This window comes from Streptomyces broussonetiae, assembly GCF_009796285.1.
In the GTDB taxonomy this organism is placed as follows: domain Bacteria; phylum Actinomycetota; class Actinomycetes; order Streptomycetales; family Streptomycetaceae; genus Streptomyces; species Streptomyces broussonetiae.
Genome location: NZ_CP047020.1, coordinates 4915821 through 4940019, shown reverse-complemented (window position 1 = coordinate 4940019; position 24199 = coordinate 4915821). Strand labels below are relative to the sequence as shown.

Annotated in this window: 21 protein-coding genes; 9 read left to right on the top strand and 12 right to left on the bottom strand. The window is 68.6% G+C overall.

The genetic code is table 11. The features are described from left to right. Positions 1-26: 26 nt before the first annotated feature. The 6 genes from gyrB to dnaA form a co-directional block, all read right to left on the bottom strand. The gene (gyrB, locus tag GQF42_RS22900; protein ID WP_158922753.1) at positions 27-2135 is read right to left on the bottom strand and encodes a DNA topoisomerase (ATP-hydrolyzing) subunit B; all 2109 of its coding nucleotides are present in this window, start codon (positions 2133-2135) and stop codon (positions 27-29) included. Between the two features lie 374 nt (positions 2136-2509). Continuing rightward, the gene (locus GQF42_RS22895; RefSeq protein ID WP_158922751.1) at positions 2510-3061 is read right to left on the bottom strand and encodes a DUF721 domain-containing protein; all 552 of its coding nucleotides are present in this window, start codon (positions 3059-3061) and stop codon (positions 2510-2512) included. Next, the gene (gene recF / locus GQF42_RS22890) at positions 3058-4179 is read right to left on the bottom strand and encodes a DNA replication/repair protein RecF (RefSeq protein ID WP_158922749.1); all 1122 of its coding nucleotides are present in this window, start codon (positions 4177-4179) and stop codon (positions 3058-3060) included. Before recF ends, GQF42_RS22895 begins: the two co-directional genes overlap by 4 nt. A 54-nt stretch (positions 4180-4233) precedes the next feature. Then, entirely contained in the window at positions 4234-5109 is an 876-nt protein-coding gene (gene gnd / locus GQF42_RS22885) for a phosphogluconate dehydrogenase (NAD(+)-dependent, decarboxylating) (protein WP_158922747.1), read from the bottom strand. A gap of 194 nt (positions 5110-5303) precedes the next feature. Further along, positions 5304-6434 carry a DNA polymerase III subunit beta gene (gene dnaN / locus GQF42_RS22880; protein ID WP_158922745.1) on the bottom strand — a complete coding sequence of 377 codons (1131 nt, stop codon included), beginning with the start codon at positions 6432-6434 and terminating at the stop codon, positions 5304-5306. A gap of 935 nt (positions 6435-7369) precedes the next feature. Beyond that, complete coding sequence (gene dnaA, locus GQF42_RS22875; protein ID WP_233273786.1) at positions 7370-8770, bottom strand: chromosomal replication initiator protein DnaA; 1401 nt, start codon at positions 8768-8770, stop codon at positions 7370-7372. Positions 8771-9800: 1030 nt separating this feature from the next. Between dnaA and rpmH the strand changes: the two genes are divergently transcribed. The 9 genes from rpmH (at position 9801) to GQF42_RS22830 (ending at position 16713) form a co-directional block, all read left to right on the top strand. Continuing rightward, entirely contained in the window at positions 9801-9938 is a 138-nt protein-coding gene (gene rpmH, locus GQF42_RS22870) for a 50S ribosomal protein L34 (RefSeq protein ID WP_015659252.1), read from the top strand. Between the two features lie 21 nt (positions 9939-9959). Then, positions 9960-10331 carry a ribonuclease P protein component gene (gene rnpA / locus GQF42_RS22865; protein ID WP_158922741.1) on the top strand — a complete coding sequence of 124 codons (372 nt, stop codon included), beginning with the start codon at positions 9960-9962 and terminating at the stop codon, positions 10329-10331. Beyond that, complete coding sequence (yidD, locus tag GQF42_RS22860) at positions 10328-10693, top strand: membrane protein insertion efficiency factor YidD (protein ID WP_158922739.1); 366 nt, start codon at positions 10328-10330, stop codon at positions 10691-10693. Before rnpA ends, yidD begins: the two co-directional genes overlap by 4 nt. A gap of 3 nt (positions 10694-10696) precedes the next feature. Next, entirely contained in the window at positions 10697-11977 is a 1281-nt protein-coding gene (gene yidC / locus GQF42_RS22855) for a membrane protein insertase YidC (RefSeq protein ID WP_158922737.1), read from the top strand. Positions 11978-11992: 15 nt separating this feature from the next. Then, on the top strand, positions 11993-12505 hold the full coding sequence (locus GQF42_RS22850; protein ID WP_158922735.1) for a Jag family protein: 513 nt from the start codon (positions 11993-11995) through the stop codon (positions 12503-12505). Positions 12506-12622: 117 nt separating this feature from the next. Further along, positions 12623-13339: a 16S rRNA (guanine(527)-N(7))-methyltransferase RsmG gene (gene rsmG / locus GQF42_RS22845; protein WP_158922733.1), complete on the top strand. Its 717-nt coding sequence runs from the start codon at positions 12623-12625 to the stop codon at positions 13337-13339. Between the two features lie 265 nt (positions 13340-13604). Further along, a complete protein-coding gene (locus GQF42_RS22840; RefSeq protein WP_158930459.1) occupies positions 13605-14678 on the top strand; it encodes a ParA family protein in 1074 nt (357 codons plus the stop codon). Beyond that, positions 14675-15775 (top strand): ParB/RepB/Spo0J family partition protein, encoded by a 1101-nt coding sequence (locus GQF42_RS22835; RefSeq protein ID WP_158922731.1) that lies wholly within the window; start codon positions 14675-14677, stop codon positions 15773-15775. The genes GQF42_RS22840 and GQF42_RS22835 overlap by 4 nt, the downstream gene beginning before the upstream one ends. 320 nt (positions 15776-16095) lie before the next feature. Further along, the gene (locus GQF42_RS22830; RefSeq protein WP_158922729.1) at positions 16096-16713 is read left to right on the top strand and encodes a GNAT family N-acetyltransferase; all 618 of its coding nucleotides are present in this window, start codon (positions 16096-16098) and stop codon (positions 16711-16713) included. Between the two features lie 75 nt (positions 16714-16788). Here the strand turns inward: GQF42_RS22830 and trxA are convergent, their stop codons facing one another. The 6 genes from trxA to murJ all read right to left on the bottom strand — a co-directional run bounded on the left by trxA (position 16789) and on the right by murJ (position 24155). Continuing rightward, the gene (trxA, locus tag GQF42_RS22825; protein WP_158922727.1) at positions 16789-17121 is read right to left on the bottom strand and encodes a thioredoxin; all 333 of its coding nucleotides are present in this window, start codon (positions 17119-17121) and stop codon (positions 16789-16791) included. Between the two features lie 74 nt (positions 17122-17195). Then, positions 17196-18137, bottom strand: a complete 942-nt coding sequence (trxB, locus tag GQF42_RS22820) for a thioredoxin-disulfide reductase (RefSeq protein WP_158922725.1) — start codon at positions 18135-18137, stop codon at positions 17196-17198. Positions 18138-18292: 155 nt separating this feature from the next. Further along, positions 18293-19198 (bottom strand): anti-sigma factor family protein, encoded by a 906-nt coding sequence (locus GQF42_RS22815; RefSeq protein ID WP_158922723.1) that lies wholly within the window; start codon positions 19196-19198, stop codon positions 18293-18295. After that, positions 19195-19929 carry an RNA polymerase sigma factor SigM gene (gene sigM / locus GQF42_RS22810; protein ID WP_158922722.1) on the bottom strand — a complete coding sequence of 245 codons (735 nt, stop codon included), beginning with the start codon at positions 19927-19929 and terminating at the stop codon, positions 19195-19197. Before sigM ends, GQF42_RS22815 begins: the two co-directional genes overlap by 4 nt. Positions 19930-19951: 22 nt before the next feature. Further along, the gene (locus GQF42_RS22805) at positions 19952-21652 is read right to left on the bottom strand and encodes a protein kinase family protein (protein WP_158922720.1); all 1701 of its coding nucleotides are present in this window, start codon (positions 21650-21652) and stop codon (positions 19952-19954) included. Positions 21653-21770: 118 nt separating this feature from the next. Then, a complete protein-coding gene (murJ, locus tag GQF42_RS22800; RefSeq protein ID WP_158922717.1) occupies positions 21771-24155 on the bottom strand; it encodes a murein biosynthesis integral membrane protein MurJ in 2385 nt (794 codons plus the stop codon). Between the last annotated feature and the right edge of the window lie 44 nt (positions 24156-24199).

Here is a 24199-nt window from a genome sequence, read left to right as displayed (position 1 = left end):
TCCTGGTGCGGTCAGCTGAGACCGACTCAGATGTCGAGGAAGCGGACGTCCTTGGCATTGCGCTGGATGAACTGGCGGCGGGCCTCGACGTCCTCGCCCATCAGGACCGAGAACAGGTCGTCGGCCTGGGCGGCGTCGTCCAGGGTGACCTGGCCGAGGACCCGGTGCTCCTGGTCCATGGTGGTCACGCGCAGCTCCTCGGCGTTCATCTCGCCGAGACCCTTGAAGCGCTGGATCGAGTCCTCCTTGACGCGCTTGCCGCGCTGGCGGCCCATCTCCAGCAGCGCGTCGCGCTCGCGGTCGGAGTACGCGTACTCGACCTCGTCCCGGCCCCACTTGATCTTGTACAGCGGGGGACGGGAGAGGAACACGTGCCCGGCCTCGACCAGCGGCCGCATGAAGCGGAACAGGAAGGTCAGCAGCAGGGTGTTGATGTGCTGGCCGTCGACGTCGGCGTCCGCCATCAGGATGATCTTGTGATAGCGGAGCTTCTCGATGTCGAAGTCCTCGTGCACACCCGTGCCGAAGGCCGAGATCAGCGCCTGGATCTCCTGGTTCTGCAGGATCTTGTCGATCCTGGCCTTCTCCACGTTGAGGATCTTGCCGCGGATCGGGAGGATCGCCTGGTACTGCGGGTTGCGGCCGGACTTGGCCGAGCCGCCGGCGGAGTCACCCTCGACGATGAAGATCTCGCACTTGGTCGGGTCGTTGGACTGGCAGTCCGACAGCTTGCCGGGCAGGGACGCCGACTCCAGCAGGCCCTTGCGGCGGGTCAGGTCACGCGCCTTGCGGGCCGCCACGCGCGCGGTGGCCGCCTGGATGCCCTTGCGGACGATGTCCGCGGCCTCCACCGGGTTGCGGTCCAGCCAGTCGTTCAGGTGCTCGTAGACCGCCTTCTGCACGAAGGTCTTGGCCTCCGTGTTGCCCAGCTTGGTCTTCGTCTGGCCCTCGAACTGCGGCTCGCTCAGCTTGACCGAGATGATCGCGGTCAGACCCTCGCGGATGTCGTCACCGGTGAGGTTGTCGTCCTTCTCCCGCAGCAGCTTCTTGTCGCGCGCGTACTTGTTGATCAGCGACGTCAGCGCGGCCCGGAAGCCCTCTTCGTGCGTACCGCCCTCATGGGTGTGGATGATGTTGGCGAACGAGTACACGCCCTCGCTGTAGCCGCTGTTCCACTGCATGGCGACCTCGAGGGACAGGCTCTTGTCCTTGTCCTCGGCCTCCAGGTCGATGATCGTGGGGTGCACCGCCTCTCCCTTGCGGGAGTTGAGGTACTTCACGAAGTCGACGATGCCGCCCTCGTAGTGGTACGTGACCGACTTGACCTCGGCCTTCTCGTCCGCGCCCGCCTCGTCGGCGCCGGCGACGGCCTTCGCCGACTCGCGCTCGTCGGTGAGCCGGATCGTCAGGCCCTTGTTGAGGAAGGCCATCTCCTGGAAACGCCGGGACAGCGTCTCGAAGGAGTACTCGGTGGTCTCGAAGATGTCCGGGTCGGCCCAGAAGGTGACCGAGGTGCCGGTCTCTTCCGTGGCCTCGTGCTGGACCAGGGGGGCCGTCGGGACGCCGAGCTTGTAGTCCTGCGTCCAGCGGTGGCCGTCGGTCCTGATCTCGACGGAGACCTTCATGGACAGGGCGTTCACCACGGAGACACCGACACCGTGCAGACCGCCGGAGACCGCGTAGCCGCCGCCACCGAACTTGCCGCCCGCGTGCAGCACGGTCAGCACGACCTCGACGGCCGGCTTGCCCTCGGACGCCACGATGCCGACCGGGATGCCACGGCCGTTGTCGACGACGCGCACTCCGCCGTCGGCGAGGATCGTCACGTCGATGGTGTCCGCATAGCCCGCCAGCGCCTCGTCGACCGAGTTGTCGACGACCTCGTACACCAGGTGGTGCAGACCGCGCTCACCGGTGGAGCCGATGTACATGCCGGGCCGCTTGCGGACCGCGTCCAGCCCTTCGAGCACGGTGATGGCGCTGGCGTCGTAGGAGGCGGAGGCCGTACCGGAGTCGGTGACCTCGCCGCTCACAGGGGCCTCGGGGGCCTCGCCGTGCACGCCGGCGTCGGTGGACGGGATGTTCTCGTTGGGGTTGCCGGAATCGGCCACGAAGCGCCCTTTCTGGCACAGCACGAGCCGGGCTCGTCGGCGGGTTGCCGGAGCGGCTGCGGCATGTTGCGTTGGTAAGCCTTGATCAGCGTTGCTCAGCTTTTCCCGGGCGGTCCCCACGTTGGGGCGGGATTGGCTTCCAGTCTACCGGTAGCGCTGACATCGATGGGGGTTTGCCGGTACCTGAGTCCCCATGTGCCGCCCTGAACCATCCTCCGCCGGGTCCCGATATACGGATGGGGGCTCCAAGGGGCTCACAGCGGCACTCAGCGCTTCGAGCCGTCAACCCTTGGCTACCGGGGGGTCAGAAGGCGCGCCACGCGCGCGCGTGGCGGTACGCCGAAGGCACGACAGGGGTACGCCGACCCCACACATCCCTGCTCAAGACGTGAGGTACGTCACCCGTACGTATCGCCGGGTCCGGTGCTGCCGGGCGCCCTCAACGGCCCGTACCGGCGGGCCGGACCGCCCGGATTGAGCACTTTGATCATCCGTACGGTGCCGTGCCCCAGATCCTCGTTGAGCCGCGCGACCAGCGCGGGCGCGAGATGGCGCAACTGGGTCGCCCAGGCCGTGGAGTCGCAGCTGACGATCAGCACCCGCTCGTCCTCGTCGTACCGCTGCGGCACACAGTGCTTGGCGAGGTCCTCACCGACGATCTGCGGCCACCGGCCCATCACACCGCCCACCGCCGCCGGGGTCTCCCAGCCGCGCTCGGTCAGCAACCGGTTGATCGCGGCGCCCAGCGCCATCGGGTCGCGGCCGTCGGCGCGCGCGCCCGAGCGCAGCCCGCCGCCGCGCCGGGCCTGCTTCTTCTGCCGCGCCGCCTCCCCGCGCGCGCGTGCCTGCTCCTTCGCCGCGCGCAACGCCACGCGCGCGAGGTCGACGCCGGAGGGTTCGGGCGCCTTCTTCGGGTCGCCGGGCGTGGGCGTGGGCTCGCCGCCGCTCATACGCGCTCCACCGACCCGCCGGACACCGCGTACCGGGCGCCGGCCAGCACGTGCGGTACGTCGTCGTCCACAGCGGCGGTGACCAGCACCTGCTCGCCGGGCGCCACCAGCTCGGCCAGCCGCTCCCGGCGGCGTGTGTCCAGCTCGGCGAAGACGTCGTCCAGGATCAGCACCGGCTCGTTGCCCTCGGCGCGCAGCAGGTCGTAGGAGGCCAGCCGCAGGGCGAGCGCGTACGACCAGGACTCACCGTGCGAGGCATACCCCTTGGCGGGCAGCCGGCCGAGCTTGAGAACGAGGTCGTCACGATGCGGCCCGACCAGGGTGACTCCGCGCTCGATCTCCTGCTTGCGGGCGTCGGCCAGGGCCGCCACGAGCTGGGCGCAGAGGTCCTCGCGTGTGTGCGCGTCACCGGGTGCGGACGGCTTGTACTCCAGCGCGAGCGGCCCGCCGCCGGGGGCCAGCTGCTCGTACGCCTTGTCCGCGAGCGGCTGGAGCGCGGCGATCAGGTCCAGTCGCTGGGCGAGCAGCTCGGCACCCGCGCGCGCAAGGTGCTGGTCCCACACGTCGAGCGTGGACAGGTCCATGGACCTTCCGCCGTGCCGCCGGGCCAGCGCGGCGGTCTTGAGCAGGGTGTTGCGCTGCTTGAGCACACGCTCGTAGTCGGAGCGGACGCCCGCCATGCGCGGCGACCGGGCGGTGATCAACTCGTCCAGGAAGCGGCGCCGTTCACCCGGGTCGCCCTTGACCAGGGCGAGATCCTCGGGCGCGAACAGGACCGTGCGGACGATGCCGAGGATGTCACGGGGCCTGACCTGCGAGGACCGGTTGACACGGGCGCGGTTGGCCCGGCCGGGGTTCAGCTCCAGCTCGACCAGCTGCTGCCGCTCGCCCTGCCGGACCTGCGCCCGGACGACCGCCCGCTCGGCACCCATGCGGACCAGAGGGGCGTCGGAGGCGACCCGGTGGCTGCCCAGGGTCGCCAGGTATCCGACCGCCTCGACCAGATTGGTCTTGCCCTGCCCGTTGGGGCCGACGAAGGCCGTGACGCCCGGGTCGAGCGGAACCTCGGCCCGGGCGTACGAGCGGAAGTCGGCCAGCGAAAGATGCGTGACGTGCATGGTCGTCCCGCCGACCTCCCTTGCTTCTCCACGGCCTGTCGAAAGGCCTGCTGCCTACTTCTTCTCCACGGCGTGGCCGCCGAACTGGTTGCGCAGCGCGGCGATCATCTTCATCTGCGGCGAGTCCTCCTGGCGGGAGGCGAACCGCGCGAACAGCGACGCGGTGATCGCGGGCAGCGGCACCGCGTTGTCGATCGCGGCCTCCACAGTCCAGCGTCCCTCACCGGAGTCCTGTGCATAACCGCGCAGGCCCTCCAGGTGCTCGTCCTCGTCGAGCGCGTTGACGGTGAGGTCGAGCAGCCAGGACCGGATGACGGTGCCTTCCTGCCAGGAGCGGAAGACCTCACGGACGTCCGTGACGGAGTCGACCTTCTCCAGCAGCTCCCAGCCCTCGGCGTAGGCCTGCATCATCGCGTACTCGATGCCGTTGTGGACCATCTTCGCGAAGTGGCCCGCGCCGACCTTACCGGCGTGCACCGAGCCGAAGTCGCCCTCGGGCTTGAGCGCGTCGAAGACCGGCTGCACCTTGGCGACGTTCTCGGTGTCGCCGCCGTACATCAGCGCGTAGCCGTTCTCCAGGCCCCAGACGCCGCCGGAGACACCGCAGTCGACGAAGCCTATGCCCTTGGCCGCCAACTCCTCGGCGTGCTTCTCGTCGTCCGTCCAGCGGGAGTTGCCGCCGTCCACGACCACGTCGCCGGGCTCCAGCAGCTCGGCGAGCTGGTCGACGGTCGACTGGGTGGGCTCGCCGGCCGGGACCATCACCCAGACCACGCGCGGCCCGCTGAGCTTGCCCACAAGCTCTTCCAGGCTGTGGACATCCGCGAGGTCCGCGTTGCGGTCGTATCCGATGACGGTGTGGCCCGCGCGGCGGATCCGCTCGCGCATGTTGCCGCCCATCTTGCCGAGGCCGACGAGACCGAGCTCCATCAGTTGTGTTCCTTAGGTCGCTGTGTGGCGTGACAGGCACCTTTGTGCCGAGCCGAGCCTAAACCCGCCCCTTCACGCACAGCTGTGGGCATGCGCGCTCATGCGTTGGCCCACTGACCTGCGGATTTCCGGCGTGCACGGTGCCAGATACCCACAGAGGGGGTCCGGCTCCGTGCACAGCTGTGGACAAACGGTCAGCCGCTGAGCCGCACCGGCATGATCAGGTACTTGTACGCGTCGTCGGCCTCGGCATCCACCGCCGGCTTGCCGCTGAGCAGCGCCGGCTTCGTGGACGTCGTGAACGACAGCTGGGCGACCGGCGAGTCGATCGCGCTCAGACCGTCCAGCAGGAACGTCGGGTTGAAGGCGATGGAGATGTCGTCGCCGTCCAGCTGGGCGTCGACCCTTTCCACAGCCTGTGCATCGTCGCTGGACCCGGCTTCGAGAATCAGCACACCCTTCTCGAAGCTCAGCCGCACCGGGGTGTTCCGCTCGGCAACCAGCGCCACACGCTTGACGGCCTCCACGAAGGGCGCGGTCTCGATCACGGCGACGGTGTTGAACTCGGTCGGGAACAGCGTCCGGTACTTGGGCAGGTCGCCCTCGAGCAGCCGCGTGGTCGTACGGCGCCCCGCGCCCTCGAAACCGATCAGGCCCTCGCCCGCGCCCGAGCCGGACAGCGCCAGCGTGACGCTGTCACCGGCACCGAGCGACTTGGCGGTGTCCAGGAGCGTCTTGGCCGGGACCAGGGCGACCGCGGAGGCGTCCGGGTTCTCCGGCTTCCACAGGAACTCACGGACCGCGAAGCGGTAGCGGTCGGTGGAGGCCAGGGTGACCGTGTCGCCCTCGATCTCGATGCGCACACCGGTGAGGACGGGCAGCGTGTCGTCACGGCCGGCGGCGATGGCCACCTGGGAGACGGCCGCCGCGAAGACCTCGCCGGGGACGGTGCCGGTCGCGTTCGGCATCTGCGGCAGTGCCGGGTACTCCTCCACGGGCAGGGTGTGCAGGGTGAACCGGGAGGATCCACAGACCACGGTCGCCCGTACACCGTCTGTGGAAATCTCCACCGGCCGGTTGGGCAGTGCGCGCGAGATGTCGGCGAGCAGACGGCCGGAGACGAGGACGGTGCCCTCCTCCTCGACCTCGGCGTCCACGGACACCCGCGCGGAGACCTCGTAGTCGAAGCTCGACAGGCTCAGCTGGCCGTCCTCGGCCTTGAGGAGGAGGCCGGCGAGGACAGGCGCCGGCGGACGGGCCGGGAGGCTGCGTGCCGCCCACGCCACTGCCTCCGCGAGTACGTCGCGTTCCACCCGGATCTTCACCGTAAGCCGCCTCCTGCTGCTGTTGCTTCTGAGTCCTCCGACTCGGTGTCACCGCCCACTGCGGAGGGAAGGACACCGGGGACCAGTCTGACGCACCGCACTGACAGTAGGTGCCCGTCGGGGTCAAGTCGGTCGGCGGGGCAGCCGGACACGTGACGGCGAGTTGTGCACAGCCCCCACTTCAAAGCGATTGCCGCACTCTCTCTAGTCGGGAGTAGTAGTAGGGCCTGTGGATACCGTGGATAACCACGTTTGCCCAGCTCAGCGCGGAAATTTTGTCCACGGGGCCTGTGGGTGGAGCCGGTGGACAACCAGGCGGATCTGTGGAGAACAGAAAGTTCTGCACACCTCGCCCACAGCCGGAGGGCAGTTCTCCCCAGCTGCGTCCCCAGGTTTACCCACGTTTCCCACACCCCAACCCGGCACCTTCGTGTGACGCCTTTCACTCGACGCGGTGACAGGGTGCGTCGCGTTGCCGAACAGTGGACAGCCATGTGGAGAAGCTGGGGATCGCTGGGGACAACGAGCCCCAGCCTGTGGGTCGTCAGTGGACAACTTCGTGCACAGCCTGTGGATCTTTGCTGTGTCCACAGCCTGTGGAGATCGTTCGTCCACGATTCCACAGGCCACTGAGCTGGGCGAATCCCCTATGGCCAGGCTCCCTGTGGATGCCGTTCGGGACAACTTTGCAGTCCCCAGGATGTGGACGGAAGAAAGTCGGCGAATCTGTGGAGAGTGGCCGTAACCAGGCGAGTAATCGAACACCGGGTGGCGGACGGGGAACGCTCCACAGCCCGCGGACTGCTCTCCACAGGCCGGCTCGGGCCGCCCCTGCCCCGCCCCTGACCGCTGTCGCCCGGTCGGTGGGAACGCGGAAGGGCGCCCCCGGGATCCGGATCCCGGGGGCGCCCTTCCGCGTCGGACGGAGCCGTACCTCAGCCGTTCTTGATGCGGTTGGTCAGCTCGGTGACCTGGTTGTAGATCGACCGCCGCTCGGCCATCAGCGCGCGGATCTTGCGGTCGGCGTGCATGACGGTGGTGTGGTCGCGCCCGCCGAACTGCGCACCGATCTTCGGCAGCGACAGATCCGTCAGCTCACGGCACAGATACATGGCGATCTGCCGCGCGGTGACCAGCGCGCGGCCGCGTGAGGTGCCGCACAGGTCCTCCACGGTCAGCCCGAAGTAGTCGGCGGTGGCCCCCATGATGGCCGTCGCCGTGATCTCGGGCGCGGAGTCCTCCCCGCCCGGGATCAGGTCCTTCAGCACGATCTCGGTCAGGCCCAGGTCCACCGGCTGCCGGTTGAGGGAGGCGAACGCCGTCACCCGGATCAGCGCGCCCTCCAGCTCACGGATGTTCCGCGAGATCCGGGAGGCGATGAACTCCAGCACCTCGGGCGGGGCGTTGAGCTGCTCCTGCACCGCCTTCTTGCGCAGGATCGCGATCCGCGTCTCCAGCTCCGGCGGCTGGACGTCGGTGATCAGACCCCACTCGAAACGGTTCCGCAGCCGGTCCTCGAGCGTGACCAGCTGCTTGGGCGGCCGGTCGCTGGACAGCACGATCTGCTTGTTGGCGTTGTGGAGCGTGTTGAAGGTGTGGAAGAACTCCTCCTGCGTCGACTCCTTGTCCGCGAGGAACTGGATGTCGTCGACGAGCAGGATGTCCATCTCGCGGTACCGCTTGCGGAAGCTGTCGCCCTTGCCGTCGCGGATGGAGTTGATGAACTCGTTGGTGAACTCCTCCGAGCTGACGTACCGCACGCGCGTGCCCGGATAGAGGCTGCGCGCGTAGTGCCCGATCGCGTGCAGCAGGTGCGTCTTGCCGAGCCCCGACTCCCCGTAGATGAACAGGGGGTTGTACGCCTTCGCCGGCGCCTCTGCGACGGCCACCGCGGCCGCGTGCGCGAACCGGTTGGAAGCGCCGATGACGAACGTGTCGAAGAGGTACTTCGGGTTCAGCCGCGCCGTCGGCTCACCGGGACCGCTCGCCGGAGCCGGCTGTGCGGCCAGCGGGCCGGGGGCGCCGGCCGGGGGCAGGTCCGGGCGGCCGGGACCGCCGCGGTGCGCCGGGCCGCCGGCGGGCTGCTCGGGCAGCTCGCGGCGGACGGGGTCGCGCTGGTCGTACTCGGCCCGGGAAGGGTCGTACTCGGAACGCTTGGACTCGTACTCGGAACGCTTGGACTCGTACTCGGAACGCTTGGAGTCGTAGTCGGAACGCTTGGACTCGTAGTCGGACCGTCCGGAGTCGTAGTCCGGGCGGGACGGTTCGTAGTCCCCGCGGTGCGCGTCGTAGTCGCCGTACTCGCCTCGCTGCTGTTCGTACGCCGGCCGGTCCATGCCCTGCGAGCGGTAGTCCGGGGACGGCGCGCCATAGGCGTCCGGTCCGGAGCCGTAGGCGTCCTGGGACGACGGCGAGGCGTACGGGTCGCGCTCGGGGAAGCCGAGCCGCGGCTGCTGCCAGCCGTACTCGTCCTGCGCGGGACGCGGCCAGGTGCCCGGCTCGCGGCGCTGGAACTCGGAAGGGTAGGCGGGGCGGACGACCGGGAGCTGGTCGGCGCGGGACTGCGGCCCGTCGGCCGGCGGCTGCTCGGCGGCGCGATGGCGGCCGTAGCCCTCGTACGGCCCGGACGGCAGCTCCGGTTCCTCGTAGCGGGGCTTGGGCGGCTGCTGCACGGGTGCGGGCGCCGGCGGCTCCCCCGCGGAGTCGTCCACGGTGATCGCGATGCGGATGGGGCGACCGCACTCACGGCTCAGCGTCTCGCTGACGATCGGCGCGAGACGGCCCTCCAGTACGCCCTTCGCGAATTCGTTCGGTACGGCGAGCAGAGCGGTGTCCGCCACCAGCGCGAGCGGCTGGCAGCGCCGGATCCAGTGCTCGTCCTTGACCTCGACACCCTGTCCGCGGCCTTCCCCGAGGAGCTGCTCCAGTACTCGCGGCCACACTGCGGCAAGATCGGCAGGTACGTCAGCCACAGGGCACGCTCTCTCACAGGTCCCACGAACGTGTGACGCGGGACGGGTCGGGGTGTACTTCGGGTGTTCGGTGGGGCAAACCCGCCGGGGCGGGGGACAAAAGAACGAATGGGAGTTCAGCCACGGTAGTCAGCGCGGCGGGTGCGGTTCAAGTTGTTGTCCCCAGCCTGTGGATAGTGTCTCTCGGTGACCCCCGGTTTGACCGGATGGCGCAGCCCCGCGTACCGTAACCAGGTCGAGTTGTCGATGGCTGCTGCCGCCTGCCTCCGATGGGCACAGATCACTCCAGGTGATCGGGAAGCGGTGCACTCGGGCGTGACGCGAGCTACTCGTGGGCGCACGGTGACAGCCAGGACGGCACCCGCCACACCGATTTGATTTCTGGAGCCCCCGAGTGAGCAAGCGCACCTTCCAGCCGAACAACCGTCGTCGCGCGAAGACCCACGGCTTCCGCCTGCGGATGCGCACCCGTGCCGGCCGCGCGATTCTGGCGAACCGTCGTGCCAAGGGTCGCGCCAGCCTGTCCGCCTGATCCCGGTCAGGTCATGCCATCGTGCTGCCCACCGACAACCGGCTGAGGCGGCGCGAGGACTTCGCGACCGCGGTCCGACGAGGACGCCGGGCAGGACGCCCGACTCTCGTCGTCCACCTTCGTAGCGGTGCCACGGACCCGCACGCGCCTGGGGAGAGCGCTCCCCCGACGCGTGCGGGTTTCGTCGTCAGCAAGGCAGTGGGTGGTGCGGTCGTGCGCAACAAAGTGAAGCGCAGACTGCGTCATCTGATGCGTGACCGAGTCGTCCTTTTTCCCCCCGGTAGCCTGGTAGTCGTACGAGCGCTGCCCGGAGCGGGCGACGCAGACCATGCACAGCTGGCCCAAGACCTGGACGCCGCCGTTCAGCGGCTGCTGGGAGGGGGCGCGCGATGAAGTACCCGCTGCTGGCTCTGATCAAGCTGTACCAGTGGACGATCAGTCCACTGCTGGGGCCGGTATGCAAGTACTACCCGTCGTGCTCCCACTACGGCTACACGGCCATCGACCGGCACGGTGCGATCAAGGGAACGGCACTGACCGCCTGGCGCATCCTCCGGTGCAATCCGTGGTCGCTCGGCGGTGTGGACCATGTTCCGCCCCGCAAGCGTCCACGGTGGCACGAAATGCTGCGCAACGCTTGGCGCGCACGCAAGGGCGGGCCCTCCGCCGGCGAACCGGCCACCGAAGCGAAGCCCTCTTCCGGGCTTCCTTCGAGCCCGGCCGCAGAGACCTCGTCCCATGCCCAAGGAGCATGATTAGTGGACACGATTGCCAGCCTCTTCAGCTTCATCACGACACCCGTTTCATGGGTCATCGTCCAGTTTCACAAGGTGTACGGCGCGATCTTCGGTGCTGACACCGGGTGGGCCTGGGGCCTGTCCATCGTGTCCTTGGTGATCCTGATCCGTATCTGCCTGATCCCGCTCTTCGTGAAGCAGATCAAGGCGACCCGGGCCATGCAGACGCTCCAGCCCGAGATGAAGAAGATCCAGGAGCGCTACAAGAACGACAAGCAGCGTCAGTCCGAAGAGATGATGAAGCTGTACAAGGAGTCGGGTACCAACCCGCTCTCCTCGTGCCTTCCCATCCTGGCGCAGTCCCCGTTCTTCTTCGCCCTGTACCACGTGCTCAACGGCATTGCGTCGGGCCACACCATCGGCGTCATCAACGAGTCGCTGCTGGCCAGCGCCCGTAAGGCGCACATCTTCGGGGCCCCGCTCGCTGCGAAGTTCAAGGACGGCTCTGCCACCGTCCACGCCCTGGGTGCCACGGTCACCGACGTGCGGGTCGTCACCGCGGTCATGATCGTCCTGATGTCTGCGTCGCAGTTCTACACGCAGCGCCAGCTGATGACGAAGAACGTCGACACCACGGTGAAGACGCCGTTCATGCAGCAGCAGAAGATGTTGATGTACGTCTTCCCGGTCATGTTCGCCGTCTTCGGTATCAACTTCCCGGTCGGTGTCCTCGTCTACTGGCTGACCACCAACGTGTGGACCATGGGCCAGCAGATGTACGTCATCCGCAACAACCCGACCCCGGGTTCCAAGGCCCAGGCCGCTTACCTGGAGCGTCTGACCAAGCACATCGAGCACCACGGCAAGATCCGTCGCCGCAGCGAGAAGACCATCGTCAAGGCGATCGTCGCCAAGGGCCGCGACCGCAACGAGTTCGAGCGCAAGTTCATCAACGCCCTGAACAAGGCCGGTCTCGCCGCGCAGCCCGACGGCACCGTGGTGAAGAGCACGGCCCAGGCCGTGGCGCAGACCGAGGACGGCGCGACCATTACGGACGGCACTGTCGCCGGCACCGCTGGGCGCCGCCAGCAGCCCAAGCGCCAGTCCAAGTCCCAGCGCCAGTCCGGCGGGCCGAAGGCGGCCGGTGACTCCACCTCGCCGGAGAAGCCCGACGAGCCGGAGGATGCCAAGCCCTCCGCTGCCCAGCAGCCCTCGAAGCCCGGCTCCGGCACCCGTAGCAAGGCCCAGTCCGGCCAGCGCAAGGGTGGCCCGCAGCGGCCCAAGTCCCCGTCCAAGAAGTAAGAAGGAGCCCATCCCGTGACGGAAGGCACCACCTCCGCCGCTGCCGAGGGTGCAGACACCCTGACCCGCCTGGAGCAGGAGGGTGAGATCGCGGCGGACTACCTGGAGGGTCTGCTCGACATCGCCGACCTCGACGGCGACATCGACATGGACGTCGAGGCCGATCGTGCCTCTGTGTCGATCATCAGCGACAGCGGCGGCCGCGACCTGCAGAAGCTGGTCGGCCGGGACGGCGAGGTGCTGGAGGCGCTGCAGGAGCTGACGCGCCTGGCCGTGCACCGGGAGACCGGCGACCGCAGCCGGCTCATGCTGGACATCGCGGGTTACCGGGCCAAGAAGCGGGCCGAGCTGTCCGAGCTGGGCGCCAAGGCCGCCACCGAGGTGAAGAACACCGGTGAGCCCGTCAAGCTCAAGCCGATGACCCCCTTCGAGCGCAAGGTCGTGCACGACGCGGTCAAGGCCGCGGGACTGCGCAGCGAGTCCGAGGGCGAGGAGCCGCAGCGGTTCGTCGTCGTGTTGCCCGCCTGATCGGTTCCCACGTTTCACCGGCCCCGTCTGTAGAGCAGACGGGGCCGAACTTTGTCAGCCTGGTAGTTCTGGTGGCCGGTGTGCGAAGCACCGGCGCTGTACGGAAGGACGGTCCCCGTGACGGAGGCAGCGGAGCTTCCCCCCGCGCCCGAGCAGGCGCGGGAAGTGTTTGGTGATCGCTTCGCCGATGCGGTTCGCTACGCGGAGCTGCTCGCCGAGGCGGGCGTGCAGCGGGGCCTGATCGGCCCGCGGGAAGTGCCCCGCCTGTGGGAGCGGCACATCCTCAACTGTGCGGTGCTCTCGGAGGCCGTACCGGAAGGTGTGACGGTCTGCGACGTCGGCTCCGGTGCCGGACTGCCGGGCATTCCGCTGGCCCTGGTACGGGACGATCTGAACATCACCCTGTTGGAGCCCTTGCTGCGGCGCACCAACTTCCTCACCGAGGTTGTCGAGCTGCTCGGCCTGGACCATGTCACGGTCGTGCGGGGCCGCGCCGAGGAGGTCCTGGGCAAGCTCCCGCCGGTCCATGTGGTGACCGCGCGGGCCGTGGCCCCGCTGGACCGTCTGGCTACCTGGGGCATTCCGCTGCTGCGGCCCTACGGCGAGATGCTTGCGCTCAAGGGGGACACCGCGGAGGAGGAGCTGAAGGCTGCGGCGACTGCCCTTGGCAAGCTCGGTGCGGTGGAGACGTCGATCCTGCATGTGGGTGAGGGCGTGGTGGACCCGCTGTCCACCGTCGTTCGGGTCGAGGTCGGCGAGAGCCCCGGCGGTGTGCGGTTCGCGGCGAAGCGGGCGAAGGCCGCACGGTCGGATCGGGCCCGTCGGCGCCGCTGATCCGTCCTGACGAGGAGACGTACTCCACACAAGCTGCCAAACCCGCACGGGTCGGAGTGTCGCAGAGGTCCGGCCGCAGCCGCTGTGCATCGTGTTTCACGTGAAACGTCGCTCACTGCTGCAGGGCATCATCAGTCGTGGCCGCGCTGCGGCCGAACCTCGCGACCGCAAGCCTCTTGGTTCACTCGGCGGGGCAACGGAGTTGTCCACAGAGGTGGATTTCTCCACAGAACACCAGGCCTCACTGGTTCACGACCCCGAAGGCATGGGAGGCTCTGTTCATTGCGAGCCTGAAGTCGAGGAGAGTGAATCCTTGCGGTCCGACGCCAACATCGCGGGACCGATGACCGATCCGGTCCCCGGTCCCCGTACCGAGTCGATGGGGGTGGATGTTTCACGTGAAACACCGCCTCCGATGGACGACACTCCGATCGGTCGTGCGGCCCAACTGGCGGTTGAGGCTTTGGGCCGCGCCGGCGAAGGTCTGCCGCGACCGGAGCAGACCCGAGTCATCGTGGTCGCCAACCAGAAGGGCGGCGTCGGCAAGACGACGACGACCGTCAACCTTGCCGCTTCGCTGGCACTGCACGGTGGCCGTGTCCTGGTGATCGATCTCGACCCCCAGGGCAACGCATCCACCGCCCTCGGGATCGACCACCACGCCGAAGTTCCCTCCATCTACGACGTGTTGGTGGAGAGCAAGCCGCTCGCCGAGGTCGTCCAGCCCGTTCCGGACGTCGAGGGCCTCTTCTGTGCTCCCGCCACCATCGATCTCGCCGGTGCGGAGATCGAGTTGGTTTCTCTGGTAGCCCGGGAGAGCCGGCTTCAGCGGGCGATCCAGGCATACGAGCAACCGCTGGATTACATCCTCATCGACTGCCCGCCCTCGCTCGGCCTGTTGACGGTCAACGCACTGGTGGCGGGCCAGGAGGTCCTCATCCCGATCCAGTGCGAGTACTACGCACTCGAGGGCCTGGGCCAGCTGCTGCGCAACGTCGACCTGGTGCGGGGGCACCTCAACCCCACGCTGCATGTGTCGACCATCCTGCTCACCATGTACGACGGCCGGACGCGTCTCGCCTCCCAGGTCGCGGATGAGGTGCGCACCCACTTCGGTGACGAGGTGCTGCGGACGAGCATTCCCCGCTCGGTCCGCATCTCCGAGGCACCGAGTTACGGACAGACGGTGCTGACCTACGATCCAGGATCGAGCGGTGCCCTCTCGTATCTTGAGGCGGCCCGAGAAATCGCGCTGAAGGGCATTGGCATCAGCTACGACGCGAGCCAGGCCCACACCGGCGCCCAGAACGACCCGAGCATGGTGGAGGGGATCCAGTGAGTGAGCGACGGAGGGGGCTGGGCCGTGGTCTCGGCGCACTGATCCCTGCAGCCCCGACCGAGAAGACCCCGGCTCCGGCCCCGCTGGGAGGCGGAGCCTCCACCTCCCCCGCGGCCGTCCCGGTACTGACGACCGACCGCGGTGTGGCCGCGGCAAAGGTGGCCACGCTGCCGCCTGTGCCACAGGAGACCGAGGAACCCCCGGCCGCCCCGGCCGTGGAGATGCCGGCTCCTCCGTTGGGCGCGCACTTCGCCGAGATCCCTCTCGACGCCATTACGCCCAACCCGCGCCAGCCGCGTGAGGTCTTCGACGAGGAGGCTCTCAAGGAGCTGATCACCTCCATCCAGGAGGTCGGTCTCCTCCAGCCCGTCGTCGTACGGCAGCTGGGCCCCGAGCGCTATGAGCTGATCATGGGCGAGCGGCGTCTGCGGGCCTGTCGCAAGGCCGGCCTGGAGGCGATCCCGGCGATCGTCCGGGCTACGGAGGACGAGAAGCTCCTCCTGGACGCGCTGTTGGAGAACCTGCACCGTGCGCAGCTGAACCCGCTGGAAGAGGCGGCCGCCTACGACCAGTTGCTGAAGGACTTCAACTGCACGCACGACCAGCTGGCCGACCGGATCGGGCGCTCCCGCCCCCAGGTGTCCAACACACTGCGTCTGCTGAAGCTCTCGCCGACGGTCCAGCGGCGGGTCGCCGCCGGGGTGCTCTCCGCCGGTCATGCCCGAGCACTGCTGTCGGTGACGGATCCCGAGGAGCAGGACCGGCTGGCGCACCGCATCGTGGCCGAGGGGCTGTCGGTGCGTGCCGTCGAGGAGATCGTGACCCTCATGGGCTCGCGACCGCAGACGCCTCAGCGGCCCAAGGGCCCGCGCGCCGGCTCCCGGCTCTCCCCGGCGCTGAACGACCTGGCGACGCGGCTCTCGGACCGGTTCGAGACCCGTGTGAAGGTCGACCTCGGGCAGAAGAAGGGCAAGATCACCGTCGAGTTCGCCTCCGTGGACGACCTTCAGCGGATCCTGAGCACCCTCGCACCGGACGAGGGGCCGGTGCTCCAGCATGAGCTGCAGGAGGATGCGGCGGAGGACCAGGACGACTGATCCCGTCGGATCCCCTCGGTCGTACGGGGAGCGGGCCGTGTCCGGTGTGTATCGGAACGCGGCCCGCTCTTTGCTTTGAGGCAGTATCGAGTGAATCGCTTCGTGGATACGATGCGAAAAGGTATGGCACATCCACCGGACAGCAGCTGCATCTCTGAATGGAGAGACGGGGCCATGCGATCGATGAGCCGCACCGGACTGGTGAGCACGGGGCTGAGCCTCGGAGCGGTCGGCGGATTCGTCGGCAGTCTGCTCAAGGAACGGAGCGCTCTGACAGCCGCACGCGATGCGGCTGGCGAAGGAAGCGAGGAACAGCCTTCATGGGGCGTCGGCTCGTGCCGCTCACGCTGGACAACCTTCAGGACCTTCCCTCACGCTGCCGTTCGTGTGTCTACTGGGAACTCGACCCCGTCAGCGGAGAAGCGGCAGTAAGGGCGGGCACGTCCGCGTTGGAGAAGGAGTCCTGGATCTCCGCCGTCCTGCTGGATTGGGGATCGTGCGGCCGACTGGTGTACGTCGATGACGTACCGGTGGGCTTTGTGCTCTACGCCCCTCCTGCCTATGTCCCGCGTTCAACGGCTTTTCCCACCAGCCCGGTCTCGCCGGACGCCGTCCAGCTGATGACGGCCTTCGTGATGCCCGGCTATCAGGGGCAGGGGCTGGGGCGGGTGCTGGTACAGACGGTCGCCAAGGATCTGCTGCGTCGGGGCTTCAAGGCGATTGAGGCCTTCGGTGACGCCCGTTGGAAGGAACCTGCCTGTCTGCTCCCGGCGGACCATCTTCTCGCCGTGGGCTTCAAGACGGTCCGGCAGCATCCGGCACATCCCCGGCTGCGGCTGGAGCTGCGCTCGACGCTCTCGTGGAAGGAAGACGTGGAGATGGCGCTCGACCGGCTGCTGGGGGCGGTCCAGAAGGAACCGGCCCTGCGACCGCTCTAGCGCTCGGTCAGCGACAGGGCACAAACGAATGGGCCAACCCGCGAAGGTTGGCCCATTCGTGTTTCACGTGAAACCTCACTCGGCGATGAAGTCCTCGAGGTCGCGGACGATCGCGCCCTTGGGCTTGGCACCGATGATGGTCTTGGCGACCTCGCCACCCTGGTAGACGTTCAGGGTCGGGATGGACATGACGCCGTACTTGGCGGCCGTCTCCGGGTTCTCGTCGATGTTGAGCTTGACGATCTCAATCTTGTCGCCGTGCTCGGCGGCGATCGCTTCCAGGGACGGGGCGATCTGCTTGCACGGACCGCACCAAGCGGCCCAGAAGTCCACCAGGACGGGCTTGTCGCTCTTGAGGACGACCTCTTCGAAGTCGGCGTCGGTCACATTCTTCAGGGTGCCGGCCACGGCGGGCTCCTTCACTTGATCGTGCGATGGGGCGGGGAAAGGGAGAGTCGGACGGCGGCGGTCTCGCAGTCCGCCTAGTCCTCGTCCGCGAGGGCGGACAGGAAGCGCTCGGCGTCCAGAGCGGCGGAGCAGCCGGTGCCGGCCGCCGTGATCGCCTGACGGTAGGTGTGGTCGACCACGTCACCGGCGGCGAAGACACCGGTGAGGTTGGTGCGGGTGGACGGCGAGGCCACCTTCAGGTAGCCCTCATCGTCCAGGTCCAACTGGCCCTTGAACAGCTCGGTGCGCGGGTCGTGGCCGATCGCGATGAACAGCCCCGTCGCGGGCAGCTCGGACAGCTCGCCGGTCTTGACGTTGCGCAACTTGAGGCCGGAGAGCTTCTGGTCGCCCTGGATCTCGGCGACCTCGCTGTCCCATACGAACTTGATCTTCGGGTCGTTGAAGGCGCGCTCCTGCATCGCCTTGGAGGCGCGCAGGCTGTCCCGGCGGTGGACGATCGTCACGGACTTGGCGAAACGCGAGAGGAAGGTGGCCTCCTCCATCGCGGTGTCGCCGCCGCCGATCACGGCGATGTCCTGGTCCTTGAAGAAGAACCCGTCGCAGGTGGCACACCAGGAGACACCGCGGCCGGAGAGGGCGTCCTCGTTCGGCAGGCCGAGCTTGCGGTGCTGGGAGCCGGTGGTGATGATGACAGCCTTCGCCTTGTGGACCGTGCCCGCGCTGTCGGTGACGGTCTTGATCTCACCGGCCAGATCAACGGAGACGACATCGTCGGGGATCAGCTCGGCGCCAAAGCGCTCGGCCTGCGCCCGCATGTTGTCCATGAGGTCGGGGCCCATGATGCCGTCGCGGAAGCCCGGGAAGTTCTCGACTTCGGTGGTGTTCATCAGCGCGCCACCGGCGGTGACGGCACCCTCGAACACCAGGGGCTTCAGTGACGCGCGCGCGGTGTAGAGCGCCGCCGTGTAGCCCGCGGGCCCGGAGCCGATGATGATCACGTTACGGACGTCGCTCACGGCTTGATTCCTCGTCTCTGGTCTGCATCAGTCGACCGGTGGGAGTACCTTTCGGGACTCTCACCCCACCCAACGGATCCTACGGGGCGCGCATTCCCGGTGTGTCGGGGCACACGGATGCCGGGTGGGGGTGCTGACGGGCCGCTCCAGCAGACTCAGTGCCGGGCGAAGGAGTGTTTCAGGAGCACGGTCCCGGCGGTGCCGGGCTGCTGACGGGCGCAGGCCGCGTCGACGACGTAGGCCGTGACGTGGGTGCTGTCGTCGGGATCCGGCAGAACGACCAGATAGGCGCTCTTCCCGCCGTAGGATCCGGTCTTCGCCGCCAGGGCCTGATCGCTCCGGGGAACCGCACGCCGGACACAGTCGGGCACAGCGATCTCCGTCTGAAGCAGGGTGTTCGCGCTCTCGGTGCCCTTGGGCGTGCTCTGGTTGCCGATGCCCCCGGATTCCTGGTGTCGGCTGTCGTAGCCCCGCTGCGCTGCTTTCTTCGATGCAAGGAGATCGTGCACCTGAGTCTGGACACTGGCGCCGGAGAAGGTGCTGATGGACGGGCTCGGCGCATTGTGCGCTGTTGTGGAGGACGTACCGCCGGTGAGTGACTGGATCACCAGTGAGCCGGCCCCCAGGACGGCGGCGGTGAGCACCGTTCCCAGGACCACGGTCCTGCGCCGCCGACCGCGCCCGCTCTTCTTCCGTCCCGGTCCGGCCGTTGCCTGCGGACGCCCGGCAGGGCGATCGGCTGCGAGCGATGTTTCACGTGAAACATGCCCCTCGGTGTCCGGTCCGGCAGGGTTGACCTTCCCGGAGGCGCCAAGAAGTGCCTCGGCGGCGAGGGCGGCATCAATACGAGCGGCCACATCGGCCGGCATGGGCTCTTCCTGTGGCGCGGACCCCAGCAGCCCGCGAATCTCCTCCAGCGAGGTATGTACGTCCGCACACAGCTCGCACGCCTCCAGATGGCGCTGTATGTCTGCGCTGCGGTTCGGGGAGAGGAGGCCTTCGGTGAGGTCGGAGATCTCCGCGACGTCCGGGTGCCCGGCCGTGTCGGTCGTGGAAGTCACGCGCGCCCACCTCCGCCCTTCACTACGGCTGAATCGCTCGGTCCGGTGTCCGCGGGGTGGTCGTGATCCGGCCCCGTTGCCGGTGTGACGGATGTCCCCTGCACCCGGTTCCGTCCCGGGCCGGGTTCTTTTCCGCCTGTGCCGCCTCCGCCGCCTTCGGGCCGTAGATGGGTGAGCAACGGCAGGAGTCTCGCTCTGCCTCGGGCACACCGGCTCTTGACGGTCCCGGTGGGTACGTCGAGGATCCGGGCGGCCTCGGCCACGGGATACCCCTGCATGTCCACCAGGACCAGGGCGGCCCGCTGATCGTGTGGAAGGGTGCCGAGCGCCTCGAGCAGCTGGCGGTGCACATCATTGCGCTCGGCCGGTGCCGAGGCCGACTCGTGCGGCTCCAGCAGCTGCTCGAGCCGCTCGGTGTCGTCCACCGGAGCCGTCTTGCGGGAGGCGGCCTTGCGGGCACGGTCCAGGCAGGCGTTCACCGTGATCCGGTGCAGCCATGTCGTGACGGCGGACTGGCCCCGGAAGGTGTGGGCAGCCCGGTAGGCCGACACCAAGGCGTCCTGGACCGCGTCGGCGGCCTCCTCGCGGTCCCCGAGCGTCCGCAGCGCGACCGCCCAGAGTCGGTCCCGATGCCGCCGCACGATCTCACCGAAGGCATCGGAATCGCCTTCCACATGACGGGCGAGGAGATCCTTGTCGCTCACCCGGTCGTATCCGGCGCCCTCCGCCATCTGTCCCTCCCGAGTGGAGACCTCAGCTGGTCACCTTGACATCTGCCACTCTGCCCCGCCAGTGGCCTCCCCCGTCCGAGGGCAGCTTGGTCAGCCACACCAAGAGGTACTGGGTCTTGAGGGACTTGTCGGGCTTGAGTACCACCGTTGTACCTGATCCGCCGGCAGCCTTCGTGTAGGCGTCGAACGAGGTGGGTTCCGATCCCGCGTCCGCGCCGGCGGCACGGAGTTCGACCGACGTCTCGCCCACGAAGGTGACGGTCACCTTTCCGACCTGCTGGACCTTGCCGAGGTCGAGGATCATCCCGACGCCCGGCTTGAGGTTGCCGAACTCCGGGCTCAGGTAGTAGCTCGTCTCCCAGCTGGTGGACGGGCTGCTGTCGAAGGCCTTCGCTATGTCGTTGGGGTTTTCGGAGTGGTCGTCGCTGAACGGGTCGAAGTCGCGGCCGCCCTTGATGGGAATGGGGCGGCCGGAAGGCGGCGCCTTCGAACCCTTGTCGCCGTCGTCCGTCTGCTGGCTCTTGTTGGTGTCGTCGGACTTGCCGCCCTTGTCCATCAGCGCGTCCGCCAACTGCCAGCTGCCCAGGCCGAGGGCCGCGATGAGGAGCGCCGACACCGCCCACTTGAGGGCCTTGCCGGTGCGGCTCTGCAGCGGGGGCGGTGGGGGTGCGATCGGCTGAGGGGTGCCGGGACGCGGTGCCTGACGGCCGTAGGTGCCCTGCTGGTAGGTCGTGCGCTGGTATTCCGGCGGAGCCGTGAACGCCGGCTCCGGCGGGCGGATGCGGGGCATCTCGCCGATCGCCTTCACCAGCTCCTCGGGTGTGGTGCACGCAGCCTCGTGCCGGGAGGCGGTGGCCCCGTCGTTGACGAGCGCCCGCATGGCCAGCTCGGACAGGCCTCGGTGGACACCGGCGCGCACCTGGTCGGGTGCGATGAGGCCGACACCCTTGGGGAGGCCGGACAGGCCGTACGCGTCGCTCTCGTAGGGCCAGCGCTGGGTCAGCGCCGCGTACAGCAGGGCGCCGATCGCCTCAGTGTCGGTGCGCTGCGGGGTGTCGGAGCTGATGCCGCGCAGTGCGGCGTTCACGGCGAGTCCGCGGATGCGCCACTGGCCGGTCGAGGCCCGCAGCACGGCGTTGGGGTTCAGCCGCAGATGGGCGAGGCCTTCGCGGTGTGCGGCGGCCATGGCGGAGGCGACCTGGCTGACCATCTGGTAGGCGTCGTGCGGCTCCAGCGGTGCGGCCGCGAGGAGCGCGGTCAGCTCGGTGGCATCGGGCAGCCACTCGTGCACGACGTAGACGAGGTCGTTCTCCTCGACGGCGTCCAGCACCTGGACGAAGCGCGGGTCGCCGAGCAGCGCGGAGGAACGGGCGGCAGCGAGTACGGAACGCGCACGCGCATGGTCCGCGGGCAGGATGTGTACGCCGACGGCGCGACGGAGTTTCTCGTCGACCGCACGCCAACTACTGAATCCGTCCAGACGGGTGACGCATTCCTCCAGCCGGTAGCGTCTGGCGAGCTTGTGGCCGCTGTGCAGTTCGGGAGGCGAGGCCTTTTCTCCTGGACCGTCGATTCCGTTGCTCCCCTGCGCCTTGTCGCTGCCCTTGTCCCGCTCCGGGTTCTTGGCCACCCCGTCGGCCGTGGACTGGTCCGCCTTGGCGGTCAGCGGTTGCTCACCGCTGTTGTCTGCCACGTCGACGGCAGCCGTGCTCCGTTCCGCCACCGTCGTCCCTGCCTCCCCATCCGTTGCACGCTGTCCGACGCCGAAACCAATTGTGCCCACAGTCTGCCGCTATGCACGACACGCGACGGCGGACGATGGTTGTGCGCCTACCCCCGCCTCAGCGGCCCAGACGTCCGCGAACCATTCCCACGAGCGAGTTGAGTTCCTCGATACGCATCCGCCGGGCGGCGACGAAGAAGATGCCGAACAGAACGGCACCACCGACGAGCAGCGCGGCGAAGGAACCGATGACGCCCTGGCCGAGGCTGTGCCCGATGCCGTAACAGGCCGCGCCGCTGAGCAGTGCGGCCGGTACGGACGCGATACACAGCCGCGCGTACGTCCGCAGCACCCGGGCGCCGTCCAGGTCACCGCCCAGCCGCTTGCGCAGCCTGCGCCAGGCGACACCCACGCCGATCGCGTAGGCGAGCCCGTACGCCGCGGCCATACCGGCGACCGCCCAGCGCGCCGGCAGCGCGAAGTAGCAGAGCGCCGAGGCGCCCGCGTTGACGACCGCGACGATGACCGTGTTGTAGAAGGGGGTGCGGGTGTCCTCGTAGGCGTAGAAGGCACGCAGGACTACGTACTGCACCGAGTAGGGGATCAGGCCGAGGCCGAAGGCCATCAGCATGTAGCCCATGTTGGTGGCCTCGCCGGTGCCCGAGGATCCGAAGATCAGCGTGCACATCGGGATGCCGAGCGAGAGAAAGCCGAAGGCGATCGGGACGATGGCGACGGCGGTGGTCCGCAGGCCCTGGGAGATGTCGTCGCGGACCGCGCCGACGTCGCCCTCGGAGGCCGAGCGCGAGATACGCGGCAGCAGGGCGGCCATCAGGGACACCGTGATGATGGCCTGCGGCAGACCCCAGATCAGCTGCGCGTTGGCGTAGGCGGCGAAGCCGGTGCCGGCGACGTCGGAGTCCTTGCCGGCCGCCGTGGACAGCTGGGTGACGATCATGGCGCCGGCCTGGTTGGCCAGGACGAACAGCACCGTCCACTTGGCGAGCATTGCGGCCTTGCCGAGACCGTGGCCCCGCCAGTCGAACCGCAGCCGGATCCGGAAACCCGTCTCGCGCAGGTACGGGATCATCGCCAGCGCCTGGACGACCAGACCGAGCAGCACGCCGATCCCGAGCAGACGCTGCCCTGCCGGCGGGATGTTCGTGACGGTCATGTGGGAGTTCGCGGCGCTGCCGTAGACCCAGATGAACATGCCGAGCGTCACGATGATGACGATGTTGTTCAGCACCGGGGTCCACATCATCGCGCCGAACTTGCCGCGCGCGTTGAGGATCTGACCCATCACCACGTGGATGCCCATGAAGAAGATCGAGGGCAGGAAGTAGCGGGTGAAGGTGACGGCGACGTCGTTGGCCGCCGGGTTGGTGGCGACCGGGTTGGACAGCAGGCGCACCAGCAGGGGAGCCGCGAACATCGCGAGACCGGTCAGTGCGGCCAGTGCCACCATCACCAGGGTCAGCAGCCGGTTGGCGAAGGCCTCGCCGCCGTCGTCGTCCTCCTTCATCGCCCGCACCAGCTGTGGCACGAAGACCGAGTTGAGGCCGCCGCCGACAGTGAGGATGTAGATCATCGTCGGCAGCTGGTAGGCGACCTGGAAGGAGTCACCGAGGAAGCCGAGGCCGAGTGCCGAGACGATCAGGGCGGAGCGGACGAATCCGGTGAGGCGGGAGACCATCGTGCCCGCCGCCATCACGGCGCTGGACTGGAGCAGGTTGGCCGCCTTGCCGCCCTTCTTCGCGGGCGCGCCGGGAGCGGCGGAAGCTGCAGGTGCGACTGGGGACGCGGCGGCCTCGGGCTCTGCTGCGCCGTGCGGCCCGCCCGGTGCCGGCGTCATGGCAGGGGCGGGCACCGGCGACTGTGCCGGGTTCCCGGGCGCGGACGGATACGGTCCGGGGTACGCGGTGCCCTGCTGCGAGCCCTGGCCGTACGCAGGCGGGTACTGGCCGGCCTGCCCGTAGCTGCCGCCCGGAGCGGGAGCCGGTCCGGGGAAGGACGAGGGATCCATGGGGGCGTGCCCGCCACCCTGCTGCTGGTCCTTGAAGAGGTGCGCGAAGGCGTCCGGCTCGTGGTACTCCTCGCCGGAGTGCGTGACCAGGTCGTCCACACCCACGAACTGGGTCGTGCGCGGGTTGTCGCCGTAGGGCAGGTACGGATTCGCACCCTCCGGCTCCGGCGCCGGTGTCTGTGCCCACACGCGAGGGTCGGGAGCGTACGGCGACTGGGCGGGCGGGGCGTACAGCGGCTGCTGCTGGTCGTAGCTGCCCGGAGGGGGCGGCGGGTGCGCGGCACGGTCGTAGAGCGCCTCGGCGACCGGGTCCTGCGCGGCGAGATCCTGTGCCCGGTAGGGGTCCTGGTCGTAGGCGTCCTGGAGGTACATGTCCGCCGCGTGCTGCGGCGGAACCTGGCCGGGCTCCGGCGGCGTCTCGGGGTAGCCCGAGCCGGCCGCGCCCTGGCCGCGATCACCGTCGTACGGCGCGTTCATGCTTACCCCACCTCATCGTCCCTGGCTCACCGGCCACGACATCG